The following is a 13,479-nucleotide window of genomic DNA, read 5'->3' on the forward strand; positions in this document are numbered from 1 at the left end:
GGTCGCCTCTCAGCCGATCCGTCCGGCGCCCGCGCCGCGGGCCACGTCCTTGACCGCCTTCGTGGCGCCGTCGATCCGGCCGTGCAGGGCGGGGGTCCAGCCCACGTCGGGCTCCAGGTCGCGCTCGCTGCCGGAGTTGTAGGAGTTGTGGATGGCGAGCAGGTCGACACGGTAGCCGTTGAACTCAGCTCCGCTCTGGTGCAGCGCGCTGCCGTTCCAGCTCTTCACCAGGTCGGCGGCCTCGACGTGGCCGGGGGTGGTGAACGCGTTGTTCTCGGCGTAGATGCGCGACTCGGTGGACACGCCCCACGAGTAGCGGTAGTCGGTGCCCTCGGGGACCTCGTAGGCGTTGTTGTAGACGTGGACCTGGCCGAAGCGGACCCGCGGGGCGCGCTGGACGACGCCCTTGAAGCTGTTGTGGTGGAGGGTGACCCGCAGTTTGCCGCGGTCGCCGGTGGCGGTGTCGCTGTTGCCGATGAGCATCGCCTTGTCGTGGTCGGCGAACCGGCTCCAGGAGACGGTCACCAGGTCCGAGCCGTTCGTGATGTCCAGCAGCCCGTCGTGGCGCAGGTAGTTGCGGCCGAAGTAGGTGGGCTCGGCGGCGTCGGGGTGTCCCTTGTCGCTGATGGTCACGTGGTCGACCCACACGTGGGTCGCGCCGCGCAGCCAGATGTTGTCGTACGCGGTCTTCCAGTCGCCGAGGCCGCCGGTGTTGGGCTGCCAGACGGGGAAGCAGTCGTAGGCGTCGCGCAGTTCGAGGTTGCGGACGATGACGTTGGAGGCGTCCCTGATCTGGAGGCTCGCGCCCTTGAGGACGGCGTCCCGGCCGACGCCGACGAGGGTGGTGTTGGAGCCGACGGCCAGCTCGACCCGCTCCGCCTGGCGGGCCGCCGAGGCCGCCCGGGCGTCCTCTTGCGGGCCGGAGGGCTTCTGGCCGCCCCAGCGTCTCGGGTCGTAGGCGGCGAGGTACTTCTCGGTGGTGTAGCCGTCGGTGGCGTAGTCCGCGCAGCTCAGCGGGCGCCCCCGGGCGTCGGTGTTGGCGTCGATGGCCCCCCGGACGTAGATGATCTTCGGTACGGGGCTGCCGCCGTCCAGCGCGGCGGCCAGCTGCGCGCGGGTCCGTACGGTGAACACCCGCGCGTCATCGGCCGCGGCCCCGCCGGTGGTCCCGGCGCCCTCCGCCGCCCACCCGTCGTCCGCCCCGAGCACCTCACGCCCCAGGTCGCGGCCGGGCGCGGGCGGCTCGGCCTGCGCGCCGGCCCTGGCCTGTGCGCCGGCCGGCAGAGCCAACCCGACAAGCGCGGCGGCGGCCAGGGCCGCGGTGCCGAGTCGAGCCCAACCCGTGCGCGGCGCGCGCGATATCGCTGGAACGCCCCGTCCTTGGGGGTGCGCCATGCTCATCTTCGGACCTCCTTGTCCGCGAGAGATGTGCTCCGATCAGCCGCCCGGTTGAGCGGCGGCGTTTCGGCCTAGCCCTTGACCGCCCCCGCGCTGAAGCCGGTGATCAGCCACTTCTGGATGAAGGCGAACACGATGACGACCGGCACGGCGGCGATCACACCGCCCGCCGCCAGGGCTCCCAGGTCGACGCTGTCCGCCCCGATGAGGGTGTTGAGGCCGACCGGGATGGTCTGCTTGTCCTGGGAGCTGAGGAACATCAGGGCGAACAGGAAGTGGTTCCAGCTGTGGACGAAGGCGAAGGAGCCCACCGCGATCAGCCCGGGCCGCAGCAGCGGCAGCACCACCGCGCAGAAGGCGCGGAAGCGGCCGCAGCCGTCCACCCATGCCTGTTCCTCCAGGGACACCGGCACGTTCTTGATGAAGCCGCTGATGAGGATCATGGACAGCGGCAGCTGGAAGACCGTCTCCGCGATGACCACGCTCCCCAGCGAGTTGATCATCTGCAGGTTCTTGAAGATCTCGAAAAGCGGGACCAGCATCAGCGCGCCGGGGATGAACTGCGAGGCCAGCAGCGCCAGCATGAACCCCTTTTTGATCTTGAAGTCGAAGCGCGCCAGGGCGTAGCCGCCGGCCAGGGCGACCGCCGTGGTCATCACCAGCGAGGAGACTCCGACGATCATGCTGTTCTGGAAGAAGACCCCGAAGCTGCGCTCGTTCCAGACCTTGGCGAAGTGCTCGCCGGTCATCGGCCAGGGCACCAGCGAGGTGGAGCCGGCCGGGCGCAGCGCGAACAGCAGCATCCAGTAGAACGGGATCAGGGTGAACAGCAGGTAGAGGGCCAGCGGCAGATAGATCTGCCAGCGCGGCACACCGTCGTCGAGCTTGCGCCCGCGCTTGTTGCCCTTGTCCACGGCCGCAGGTGCGTCGGGGGCGGGGGCGAGGCCCTTCTCCGCGAGTGCGGTGGTCACTTGTTGTCGCCTCCGAACTTGCTCAGGCGCAGATAGAGGATCGAGCAGAAGAGAAGGATCACGAAGGCGACGGTGGTCAGCGCGGACGCGTAGCCGAAGTCATGTCCGTCGATGCCGGTGTTGGCGACGTACAGCGGGAGGGTGGTGGTCTGCCCGGCCGGGCCGCCGCCGGTGAGGGTGTAGAGGAGGTCGACGTTGTTGAACTCCCACACCCCGCGCAGCAGCGTGGAGAGGATGATCGCGTCCTTCAGATGCGGCAGGGTGATGTGGAAGAACTTCCGTATCCGCCCCGCGCCGTCGACCGAGGCCGCCTCGTACAGGTCCTTCGGGATGGACTGCAGATCGGCCAGGATGAGGATGGCGAAGAACGGGACGCCGCGCCACAGTTCGGCGAGGACGGCCGCCCAGAAGACGGTGCCGGTGTCGGAGAGCACCGAGGTGCCGTAGCTGCCGATGCCCGCGTCCGCCAGGTAGCGGCTGATGCCGGTGGACGGGTTGTAGAGCAGCATCCAGATGGTGGTGGTCAGCACCCCGGACACCGCCCAGGGCGAGAAGACCAGGGCACGCGCGATGCCGCGGCCGATGAAGGTCTGGTTGACCAGCAGGGCGAGCGTGAGTCCGAGGACCAACTGCAGCAGCACCTCGGTGACGACCCATTTGCCGCTGAAGGCGAGGGTGTCCCAGAACTGGGGGTCGTCCGTGAAGATCTTGGTGAAGTTGTCCAGGCCCGCGTAGCCGTTCCGCCAGGGCTTGGTGACGTTGTAGTTCTGCAGGCTGTAGTACAGGACGCTGAGCATCGGATAGGCGATGAAGCCCACCATCAGCAGCCCTGCGGGGGCGATCAGCAGATACGGGAGGCGACGGGTGGTGCCTCCGGTACGGCGCCGGGGGACCCGGGGTGGTTTCGCCACGGCGTCGGCCATGACTGCTTCTCCGTTCTCAGGGTGCAGGTCGGGCGGGTGAAGCGCTTACCGAATGTCGTTCGATATTTCGTACAAAAAATCCGTGTGGAAACAGCTGCTCAGAGGGGGCGTCAGCCCGCGTACGGTTCGGGGTCCGCGCCGGGGGCGGCGAGGAAGCGGAAGTCGCAGCCGGTGTCGGCCTGGGTCATCTGTTCCTGGTAGAGCGCGCCGTAGCCGCGGGTATAGCGCGGCGGGGGCGGCGTCCATCCCGCCCGGCGCCGCTCCAGCTCGGCGTCGTCGACCTCCAGGCGCAGGGTGCGCGCCTCGACGTCGAGGGTGATCAGGTCGCCGGTGTGGACGAGGGCGAGCGGCCCGCCGACGTACGACTCGGGCGCGATGTGCAGCACACAGGCGCCGTAACTGGTCCCGCTCATCCGCGCGTCGGAGATGCGGACCATGTCCCGCACCCCCTTCTTGAGGAGGTGGTCGGGGATCGGCAACATGCCGTACTCGGGCATGCCGGGGCCGCCGAGCGGGCCGGCGTTGCGCAGTACCAGCACGCTGTCCTGGGTGATGCCGAGCGCGGGGTCGTTGATGGTGGCCTGCATCGTCTTGTAGTCGTCGAAGACGACGGCGGGGCCGGTGTGTTTGAGCAGGTGCTGCTCGCAGGCGATGTGCTTGATGACCGCGCCGTCGGGGCACAGGTTGCCGCGCAGCACCGCCACTCCGCCCTCGCTCGCCCGCGGGTTGTCGAGCGGGCGGATGACCTCGGGGTTGTGGACCAGGGCGCCGTCGAGCTGTTCGCGCAAGGTGGCGTGGGCGACGGTGGGGCGGTCCAGGTGCAGGGTGTCCTTCAGCTGAGCGAGGAAGCCGGGCAGCCCGCCGGCGAAGTGGAAGTCCTCCATCAGGTAGCGGCCGCCGGGGCGGAGGTCGGCCAGCACCGGGACGGTGCGGGCGATCCGGTCGAAGTCGTCGAGGGTGAGCCGCACTCCGGACCGCCCGGCCATGGCGATCAGGTGGATCACGGCGTTGGTGGAGCCGCCGAGCGCGAGGACGGTGGCGACCGCGTCCTCGTATGCCTCACGGGTGAGGATCTTGGAGAGCTTGAGGTCCTGCCAGACCAGTTCGACGATCCGCAGCCCCGAGGCCGCGGCCATCCGGTCGTGTCCGGAGTCGACGGCCGGGATGGAGGAGGCGCCGGGGACGGTGACGCCCATCGCCTCGGCGGCGGCCGTCAGCGTCGAGGCGGTGCCCATGGTCATGCAGTGGCCGGGCGAGCGGGCCAGACCGCTCTCCAGCTCGGACATCTCGCAGTCGCCGATGAGCCCGGCCCGCTTGTCGTCCCAGTACTTCCACATGTCGGTGCCCGAGCCCAGGACCTCGTTGCGCCAGTGGCCCGGCAGCATCGGCCCGGCCGGTACGAAGACGGTCGGCAGGTCGGCGGTGGCGGCCCCCATCAGCAGCGCCGGGGTGCTTTTGTCGCAGCCGCCCATGAGCACCGCGCCGTCCACCGGGTAGGAGCGCAGCAGCTCCTCGGTCTCCATGGCGAGGAGGTTGCGGTAGAGCATGGGCGTCGGCTTCTGGAAGGTCTCCGAGAGCGTCGACACCGGGAATTCGAGCGGGAATCCGCCGGCCTGCCACACCCCGCGCTTGACCGCCTGCGCGCGGTCCCGCAGATGCGCGTGGCAGGGGTTGATGTCGCTCCAGGTGTTGAGGATCGCGATGACGGGCTTGCCGAGGTGTTCCTGGGGGAGGTAGCCGAGCTGGCGGGTGCGGGCCCGGTGGCTGAAGGAGCGCAGGCCGTCGGTGCCGTACCACTGGTGGCTGCGCAGCTCTTCGGGTGTTCTGCGGGGCGTGGTCGCCGGGGGCGTGGGGGTCTGGGGGGTCGCGGGCGTCATATCGCCCACCCCTGTACGAGCGCGGCGACCTCGGCGCGCTGCGGCTCGGGCAGCGGGCTGCTGGGCGGGCGGATGTCGCGGCGGCACAGGCCGAGCGCGGCAAGCGCTTCCTTGACGACGCTGACGTTGTTGGCCGACTGGTGGGCGGCGCGCAGGTCCTCGAAGGGCCGGATCTGCTCCCACACCTTCATGGCGCCCGCGTAGTCCCCGGCGCGCAGCGCGCCCAGCATGTCGAGCGAGACCTTCGGGGCGACGTTGACCAGGCCGGAGGTGAAGCCGGTGGCGCCGACGGCCCAGTACGAGGGCGCGTACAGCTCGGCGAGCCCGGCCACCCAGACGAACCGGTCGAGCCCCGCGTCGCGGGCCACGGCGGCGAAGCGCGCGGCGTCCGGCACCGCGTACTTGACGCCGATGACGTTGGGGCAGGCCTCGCCGAGGCGGGCGATGGCGCTGCCCTCGATCAGCGGGTTGCGCAGATACGGCACCACCCCGAGCTCGGGAACGGCCTCGGCGATGGCGCGGTGGTAGTCGACCCAGCCGTCCTGGGAGACGTAGGGGTGCACGGGCTGATGCACCATCACCATCCCGGCGCCCACCTCGCGGGCGTGCCGGGCGGCCTCGACCGCGGTGGCCACATCGTGGCCGATGCCGACGAGGACGGCGGCCCGGTCGCCGGTCTCCTCCACGGTCAGCTCGGTGACCAAGCGGCGCTCGGCGAGGGTGAGGGCGTAGAACTCGCCGGTGTTGCCGTTGGGCGTGACGGCCCGTACGCCGCCGTCCAGGAGCCGGCGCAGCAGGGCACGGTAAGTGTCCTGTTCCACGGCGCCCTCGGCGTCGTACGGAGTCACCGGGATCGCCACGACGTCCGCGAGCGCAGCCCTCAGTGGTGAGTGGTCCATACGGTGCCTTTCCTCTCTGGTGGGGGCCGATGGTGCTGGTCGGTCCGATGACGGTCGTCGGGTGGGGGTGAGGCGCGCGGGCGCGTGCGGGACCGTCCCCTCAACGCACGCGCCCACGCGGTCTAGGGGGCCACCTCGGCGGCCCGGCTTCCGGCGCCCGCGACGGGGCCCTCGGCGGCGACTTCCGGGAAGGCGCGCCGGACGAAGGAGGCGATGTGGTCGTGCAGGGCGTCGGCCGCGCCGTCCGCGTCGCCGTCGAGCGCGCGGGCGAGGATCTGGCGGTGTTCCTGCGCCTCCCGCTCCCAGGACGGGACCGCCTGCCAGGCGACGGCGGAGACGAGTGCCGCCTGGTCGCGCAGCTCGTCGAGGATTCCGGCCAGCAGCGGGTTGCCGCAGGGCAGATACAGCGCGCGGTGGAAGTCGCGGTTGGCCAGCGACCGGTCGGCCGGGTCGGCCGCGGCGTCGGAGCGCTCAAGGGCGGCGCTCGCACCGGCCAGGTCGGCGCGCGTGGTGACGGTGCGGCGCAGCGCCTCGGGCTCCAGCAGCAGGCGTACGTCGTATACGGCCTGGGCCATGGCGGTGTCGACGGTGCGTACGGTCGCGCCCTTGTACTCGCTCATCACGACGAGCCCGCGGCCGGCGAGGGTCTTGAGGGCCTCGCGGACCGGGGTCTTGGAGACGCCGAACTGGGCGGCCAGCTCGGTCTCGACGAGGGGCTGGCCGGGCCGCAGCTGTCCGGTGAGGATCCCGTGCTTGACCGCCTCCAGTACGTACTGCGTACGGGAGGGGATCGGGCTCGGCGCAATGTCCATGGGCTCTCAGATCTCACATATCGCGTCTCATATATGACGTACGAAGTACGACGCGATGAAATTAGGGCCGCCCCGGGAGTTCGTCAACGGTTCTGACGAAAATCGCCGGGGCGGCCCTGTGAGTTGATCGTGCGTCAGGGGAGCCGTTCGAGGGCGGTACGCACGGCGGCGAGGTCCGCGTCGGAGGCCAGTCCGGCGTGGTACAGGCGGATTTCGTCCGCGCCGAGGCCGATCGCGTGGGTGGCGTCGGCTTCGAGGGTGGCCGGGCTGCCGCCCATGCCGGCGACGACGGTGAAGTTCGCCGCCAGGGTGGTGCGTTCGGTCGTGTGCGGCACGAAGGGGGTCAGCACATCGGCCCGCGCCGCGTCGTTCCCGGTGCAGGGCAGCACGACGCCGTCGGCGTGGCGGAGGATGCCCGCGGGGTCCACTCCGACGTTCGCGCCGAAGCGGTGGGGCGCCGGGTCGGCGTGCAGCAGCACCTGGAACCTGCCGCTCGCCGCCTCCCGTACGGCGGCGACCGCGTCCCGCTGCAGCTCGGCCGCGACCCGGTTCCGCCAGGTGGCGAAGGTGGCGAGGTGGTCGGCGCCGAGCAGCTTCTCCACCTCGGCCCACTCGGCGGCCCGGTCGCCGCCGCCCTGGGCCGCCTCCCCCGACCAGATGGGCCGCAGCGCGCGCCGCACCGCGTGCCGCAGCTCGTCCGGGTCGGCGCCGAGCGAGACGTAGCCCGCGTGGCAGCTGTCGCAGAAGCACAGCGACATCAGGTACTGGGCGGCGCCGCCGAGCGAGACCCCGCCGATCTTGTCGTGCGCGTGCAGATGTGTGACCCCGTACCAGCCGCAGGACTCCAGTTCGGTGCCGCGGGTGCCGGGGCGCACCGCGGCCTCGGCGGCCAGGTCGACCACGTACGCGCGCACCTCGGGGCGGGCGATGCAGGGCGCCCAGGGGTAGCGGTCGCCGTAGGCGTTGCGCACGGAGGTGTGCGGAAGCTCGTCGCCCAGGCGGGAGTTGTGCGCGAGGACCACCCAGGAGTGCACCTCGAGCCCGGCGTCGGCGAGCGCGCGGGCCGCCTCGCCGTACGGGTCGGCGCCGTCCACCCAGGACTGCTCGTACGGGCGCAGCGCCCGGCCCGCCCAGCGGTCCGGGTCCGGCGGGTAGAGGACGGCCGCGTGCCGGGCGGTGACGATGCGGTGGCGCGGGTGGCGCGGGGTCAGCGCGCGGGTGGAGTGGTAGGCCGAGGCGAGGGTGACCTGCTGGACCCCGAGGTCGGCGATGCGGCGGGCGGCGTCGGGGTCGCCGACGACGTCCCAGGGGTAGACGAAGGCGGAGGCTTTCAACGCGGTTTCCCCTCGGGGTCGTCAGGCTTCGGTGGCGGTGGCGGTGGTGGCGGGGACCAGGGCCAGCCCGCGCTCGATCAGCTCGGCCAGCTCCTTGACGTGGGCGGGGCTGGGCTCCGACAGCGGCGAGCGCACCTCGCCGACGTCCAGGCCGCGCAGCCGCACGCCCGCCTTGACCAGCGAGACGGCGTAGCCGCGCCCCTGGTTGCGCAGCTCGACCAGCGGCCGGTAGAAGCCGTCCAGCAGCGCGTTCGCCGTCGCGTCGTCGCCCGTGGTCAGGGCCTTGTGGAAGGCGAGGGCGATCTCGGGGGCGAAGCAGAAGACCGCGGAGGAGTAGAGCAGCACGCCGATGCCTCGGTAGGCGAGCCCGGTCAGCTCGGCGGTGGGCAGCCCGTTGAAGTAGAGGAACTTCCCCTCCGGGTCGTCGGCGCGCACCGCGCTGACGATGCGCTGCAGCAGGTCCAGGTCGCCGAGGCCGTCCTTGAGCCCGATGATGCCGGGGACCTTGGCGAGCTCGACCACGGTCTGCGGGGCGAGGACGACGTTGTCCCGCTGGTAGACGATGACTTCGAGGCCGGTCGCGGCCGCGAGCGCGGTGTAGTGGCGCAGCAGCCCCTCCTGGTCGGCGACGACCAGATACGGCGGCATGGCCAGCAGCCCGTCCGCCCCGGCCTCCTCGGCGAGCCGCGCGTACCGAATGGCGAGGGCGGTGCCGTAGCCCGCCCCGGCGATCACCGGCACCCGCCCGTCGGCCACCTCGACGGCGGCGGCGACGGCGACGCGGAACTCCTCGGGGGTGAGCGCGTGGAACTCACCGGTGCCGCAGCACGCGAAGACGGCGGCCGCCCCCGACTCGATCCCGTCGCGCACATGCGCGCGATACGCGTCGAGGTCCAGGGCGCCGTCGGGCCCGTAGGCGGTCACGGGGAAGAACAGCAGTCCGTCGAGGCGCTCGGCGAGTGAGGCTGAGGTCACGGGCTCTCCCTGTCGTGTGCGCCGACGTGCCATCACCTCGTCGGCGCGTACATGTTTCTGATCGTCATCCATATTCATGAACGCAAGCCACCGTAGGACAGCCCGCCCGCGCCGGTCAAGGCGGCTGCACCCATGCGGGGGCGGCACCACACGCGAACCCGACACCCACCCGAGACTCTTGACGCACCCCCGCGACCCTCCCTAGCGTGTCCATGTTTATGAACGGCATCTATGTACAAAATTTCCATCCTTAACGGAGGAGATCCCCACATGCCCGCTCCCCGCACCGTTCTCCTCACCGGCGCCGCCGGCGGCATGGGCACCCTGATGCGGGAACTGCTGCCCGCGACGTACGGATACCGGCTGCGCCTCTTCGACGTCATGCCCATCGAGGGCGAGCCGGACGCCATCACCGCGGATCTCGCCGACAAGGAAGCGCTGCGGGAGGCCGTACAGGGCGTCGACGCGATCATCCACCTGGCGGGCATCTCCCTGGAAGCCCCCTTCGAGAAGATCCTGCGGGCCAACATCGAGGGCACCTACAACCTCTACGAGGCGGCGCGCGAGGCGGGCATCCGCCGGATCGTCTTCGCCTCCAGCAACCACACCGTCGGCTTCACCCCCCGCCCGGCCACCACCCCCGTGCCGGACGAATCGCTCATCCCCATCGACACCCCGCGCCGCCCGGACACCTTCTACGGCCTGTCCAAGTCCTTCGGCGAGGACCTGGCGTCCTTCTACTGGGACAAGCACGGCATCGAGACCGTCGCCATCCGCATCGGCTCCTGCTTCCCCGAGCCGACCTCGGTCCGCATGCTGTCGGTCTGGATGAGCCCCGCCGACGGCGCCCGCCTGCTCCACGCCGCCCTCACCGCCGAGGACGTCGGCTACACCGTCGTCTACGGCAGCTCGGCCAACACCCGCCTGTGGTGGGACCTCACCTCCGCCCGCGCGCTCGGCTACGAGCCGCAGGACGACTCGGAGCCGTACGCCGCGAAGCTCATCGCCGAACAGGGCGAACTCGACCCCGACAACCCCGACCACGCCTACCTCGGCGGCCACTTCTGCACCAACCCGCCCATCTGGCCGCACTGACAGGGGGCCCGCCCGGGGGGCGGAGGGGGGTGGACGCGGGCAGGTCGTCAGTGCTGGAGCAGAACCTTGACGACCACGATGACAAGCCCGAGGAGAAGGTTGACCGCGCCCGCGACCAGGGTCAGACGGCCGGAGGCGCCTGCCCGAACGGCGGCCACGCTCGCCCAGCCGACCTGCCCGGCCAGGGCGACAGCCAGTGCCAGCCAGGCCGCTCCCGGAACCCCCAGTCCCAGCAGTGGGCTGATCGCCACAGCGCCGGCCGGCGGGACAGCCGCCTCGACGATCGGCCGCTCGTCGGCACACACACGGCGGACCTCCTCCCGGCTCAGGGACTGGTTCCCCATCCGCGCTCCGAAGAGGCGGGAGAAGACGTGCGCGGCCCAGAACACCACACCGGTACACAGCAGTAGCAAGGCGAGTTCCAGCCGCGGGAACGAGCCGAGCGTTCCGGCGCCGGCCACCACGGAGGCCGCGAGCAGCGAGCCGTAGACCGCGCCGCTGTAGTCGGTGTGAGCGGCACCGGTCGGCGGCTGAGGCTGCGAGTCCTGCGGGCGGCTCCGGTGTGTCATACCCTCAGGGTCGCCGAGCGGACCGCGCTTCGCATGGTCACGGGATGTGAACGGGCAATGGGGGGACATATGAGCGTGCGTTGGTCGGCGGGGGTCATCGGGGCGCTGGTGGCCGTCGCTGTGCTCACGGGATGTGCCGATCCCGGCAAGAGCGAGATCTTCACGTGGACCGATGAGCACGGCAGGGCTTGCACCGGGGTGGCGGTCGTGGACTCGGAGGACGGCGACCGCGAGGTGACCAGCATCGACTGCGACTACCCGCCGAAAGGCGCGAAGCCCGGCCGCACGACCTCGTCCCCGCTTCCTGGCTGACGCGTAAGCGGGCAGGCGGGGGCGCGGGAAATTCACGCGCACCCGCCCGTTCCCGGGCAGTACGGTCAGAGCCTCTCCGTCGGCCCAGAGGAGCGTGCCCGGTGCCCGCACCGTCCGGCTTCACCTACCGACAGCGCGACGACGGCAGCGTGGTCATCACCCACAACGGCCGGGCGGCGACCACCCTGCGCGGCTCCCGGGCGGCACGGTTCCTCGCCGAGGCCGAGACGGGCGATCCGCAGGAAGTGATGGCGCGCTGGACCGGCAACTACCGCAGGGGCAACGAGCGCACCGCCCGCGACCACCCGCGCAACCGGCGCTGACCGACGCACCCTGGCGGCTCAACCCCAGCAGACGCGGCGTGTACCTGCGCCAGATCGAGGTCCATGGCCCTCACCTCAGAGGTCCGTCCAGAGAGATACGCGCCTCTCACCACGGGCGACAACCCTTGGTTGTCGGCTCGCCCAGCGGGTTGTTGGCTCATCCGATGCCACCGCCGATTACATGATCCGCATGCAGAGACTGATCCCCACGGGAGGTCCGGCGCGCCCGGTGGAGTTCACCGAGGACGCCCGGCCCGTCCCGGCGCCGGACGAGACATTGATCCGCGTCGAGGCGTTCGCGCCGAACCCAGGCGAGACATTCCTCCCGGAACGTCCGGAGCCGGGCCTGATGCCCGGCAAGGACGTCGAAGGCGCCGTCATCCGCCGCTTCCACTACGCGGGCCCCAACGTGGGCCCGCCCTACGGCCACGACCTGGCCACCCTGGTGCAACTGGTGTACAACGGGCGGCTCCATCCGGAGATCGACCGCACCGCGGACTGGGCGAAGACCGCCGAGACCCTGGTCGACCTGCGGGAGCGCCGAATCCGCGGCAAGGCCGTCCTCGCCACGGGGGTGCTGTCGTGAACATCGCCGACTTCACCGCGGCGAATCTGACCCGCGCCACCGGCGCCGGTCTTGACCCGCACGAATTCCAGCGTGTCACCGCCGATTTGACCTCGGTCGACGACTGGGAGCAGGCGTTCATGAGGGCCGCTCGCCGTCACCTCGCACGCGCGGAGCAGGCCGCCTCCCCGATATCGGCGGGCGAGCACTACCAAGTGGCGGCGCGCTGGTTCCACATCGCCACCCTCGCCCCGCACGCGGACCAGGCCCCGGCCGACACCGAGGCCGCCGCCGAGGCCGACGCCGCCATGGGCCGTGCGCTGCGGCTTCTGGAACCCGGTGCCCGCCGACTCGACGGGCCCGCCTTCGCCGGCTGGCTCCGCGGGCCTGCCGACGCGCCCGCCACCGTCGTCGTCGTGCCCGGCCTGGACTCCGGCAAGGAGGAGTTCCACGCGGTCACCTCGGCGCTGCTGCGCAGGGGCCTGGCCGTGTTCACGATGGACGGCCCCGGACAGGGCGCACTCGCGGCCACCACCACGGTCCGGCCCGACTATCACCAGGTGATCGGCCAGGTCGTGGACGCGCTCGGCGTCGACCGGGTCGGGCTCGTCGGCCTCAGCCTGGGCGGTTACTACGTCGCGGAGAGCGCCGTCCACGAGCCCCGCGTGGCCGCGGTCGCCACCGTGAGCGGTCCCTTCCGCCTCGATTGGGAAGCCCTGCCGCCCCCGGTCCGGGACATCCTCACCCGGCGCGCCGGAGGAACCCGAGCGGCCCGCGATTTCGCCGACCGGGTCGACCTGTCCGCACTGGCACCCCGCATCACCTGCCCGCTCCTGGTGGTCGATGGCGGCCGGGACGTCATCCCAGGAGTGACCAACGGGGAGCCACTGGCCCGCCTGGCACCGCACGGCGAGTACCTGCCCGTCCCGTACGGCGACCATCTGCTGGGCAACGCCCGGGCGGACTGGCTGCCCACGGCCGCCGACTGGGTCTCGGGAGCACTCGCATGAGCAGCTTCACCCCCCATGTGACGATGTCCTGATCGGCGGAGTATTCCCGGACGAGACACGGCCTGACAGAGTCCCGATCATGAAAGACATTCGAAGACAGCAGCTAGGGCTGCTCCCCCGGAGTCGCGCTGGCCGCCGCGCTGCCCGGGATAACGCTCGACCACACCGGCGAGGACCCGCTGTTCGGTTACCTCCTCGCGCTCGTCCTCTTCGCGATCATCAGCACCGCGATCTGGTCGACGCCCAGGGATCCGCACCAAGGGGTGTCGAACTGCTGCTGGGGAGTGTGTATGAGTGTGTATGGCATGACTCTGGTCGCGTTATGATCTTCGCGTGAATCTGACTGAGTGGGCGCGAGCGCAGGGGATCAGTCCCCACACTGCGTATCGCTGGTTCAGGAACGGGACACTGCCGGT

The 13,479-nt window shown here is 71.1% G+C and carries 14 protein-coding genes; 5 read left to right on the plus strand and 9 right to left on the minus strand.

Translation table 11 applies throughout. From position 1 onward, the window contains the following. Positions 1-9: 9 nt before the first annotated feature. The 8 genes from PV419_RS40260 to PV419_RS40295 all read right to left on the minus strand — a co-directional run bounded on the left by PV419_RS40260 (position 10) and on the right by PV419_RS40295 (position 9,189). Positions 10-1,401: a pectate lyase gene (locus PV419_RS40260; RefSeq protein WP_319697522.1), complete on the minus strand. Its 1,392-nt coding sequence runs from the start codon at positions 1,399-1,401 to the stop codon at positions 10-12. Between the two features lie 68 nt (positions 1,402-1,469). Continuing rightward, a complete protein-coding gene (locus PV419_RS40265; protein WP_319697556.1) occupies positions 1,470-2,312 on the minus strand; it encodes a carbohydrate ABC transporter permease in 843 nt (280 codons plus the stop codon). Positions 2,313-2,365: 53 nt separating this feature from the next. Further along, a complete protein-coding gene (locus PV419_RS40270; protein WP_319697524.1) occupies positions 2,366-3,292 on the minus strand; it encodes a sugar ABC transporter permease in 927 nt (308 codons plus the stop codon). 110 nt (positions 3,293-3,402) lie between these two features. Further along, complete coding sequence (gene araD / locus PV419_RS40275; protein WP_319697526.1) at positions 3,403-5,169, minus strand: L-arabinonate dehydratase; 1,767 nt, start codon at positions 5,167-5,169, stop codon at positions 3,403-3,405. Continuing rightward, positions 5,166-6,068 (minus strand): dihydrodipicolinate synthase family protein, encoded by a 903-nt coding sequence (locus PV419_RS40280; protein ID WP_319697528.1) that lies wholly within the window; start codon positions 6,066-6,068, stop codon positions 5,166-5,168. The genes araD and PV419_RS40280 overlap by 4 nt, the downstream gene beginning before the upstream one ends. A gap of 122 nt (positions 6,069-6,190) precedes the next feature. Next, positions 6,191-6,880, minus strand: a complete 690-nt coding sequence (locus PV419_RS40285; RefSeq protein ID WP_319697529.1) for a GntR family transcriptional regulator — start codon at positions 6,878-6,880, stop codon at positions 6,191-6,193. A gap of 134 nt (positions 6,881-7,014) precedes the next feature. Then, entirely contained in the window at positions 7,015-8,214 is a 1,200-nt protein-coding gene (locus PV419_RS40290; protein WP_319697530.1) for a hypothetical protein, read from the minus strand. Between the two features lie 21 nt (positions 8,215-8,235). Continuing rightward, positions 8,236-9,189, minus strand: a complete 954-nt coding sequence (locus PV419_RS40295; RefSeq protein ID WP_319697531.1) for a 5-dehydro-4-deoxyglucarate dehydratase — start codon at positions 9,187-9,189, stop codon at positions 8,236-8,238. A gap of 270 nt (positions 9,190-9,459) precedes the next feature. Between PV419_RS40295 and PV419_RS40300 the strand changes: the two genes are divergently transcribed. Then, positions 9,460-10,284 carry an NAD(P)-dependent oxidoreductase gene (locus tag PV419_RS40300; protein ID WP_319697532.1) on the plus strand — a complete coding sequence of 275 codons (825 nt, stop codon included), beginning with the start codon at positions 9,460-9,462 and terminating at the stop codon, positions 10,282-10,284. Positions 10,285-10,331: 47 nt separating this feature from the next. Here the strand turns inward: PV419_RS40300 and PV419_RS40305 are convergent, their stop codons facing one another. Beyond that, on the minus strand, positions 10,332-10,853 hold the full coding sequence (locus PV419_RS40305) for a hypothetical protein (RefSeq protein WP_319697534.1): 522 nt from the start codon (positions 10,851-10,853) through the stop codon (positions 10,332-10,334). A 69-nt stretch (positions 10,854-10,922) separates the two neighbouring features. Here PV419_RS40305 and PV419_RS40310 point away from each other — a divergent pair, with 69 nt between their 5' ends. From PV419_RS40310 to PV419_RS40325, 4 genes are all read left to right on the plus strand, one after another. Next, entirely contained in the window at positions 10,923-11,165 is a 243-nt protein-coding gene (locus PV419_RS40310) for a hypothetical protein (RefSeq protein WP_319697536.1), read from the plus strand. Positions 11,166-11,266: 101 nt separating this feature from the next. Further along, positions 11,267-11,488: a hypothetical protein gene (locus PV419_RS40315; RefSeq protein WP_319697537.1), complete on the plus strand. Its 222-nt coding sequence runs from the start codon at positions 11,267-11,269 to the stop codon at positions 11,486-11,488. Between the two features lie 190 nt (positions 11,489-11,678). Next, positions 11,679-12,074 (plus strand): zinc-binding dehydrogenase, encoded by a 396-nt coding sequence (locus PV419_RS40320; RefSeq protein WP_319697539.1) that lies wholly within the window; start codon positions 11,679-11,681, stop codon positions 12,072-12,074. After that, positions 12,071-13,063 carry an alpha/beta hydrolase family protein gene (locus PV419_RS40325; protein ID WP_319697540.1) on the plus strand — a complete coding sequence of 331 codons (993 nt, stop codon included), beginning with the start codon at positions 12,071-12,073 and terminating at the stop codon, positions 13,061-13,063. The genes PV419_RS40320 and PV419_RS40325 overlap by 4 nt, the downstream gene beginning before the upstream one ends. Positions 13,064-13,479 lie beyond the last annotated feature (416 nt).

Origin of the sequence: Streptomyces sp. ME19-01-6 (assembly GCF_033793745.1) — a bacterium.
Classification (GTDB): domain Bacteria; phylum Actinomycetota; class Actinomycetes; order Streptomycetales; family Streptomycetaceae; genus Streptomyces.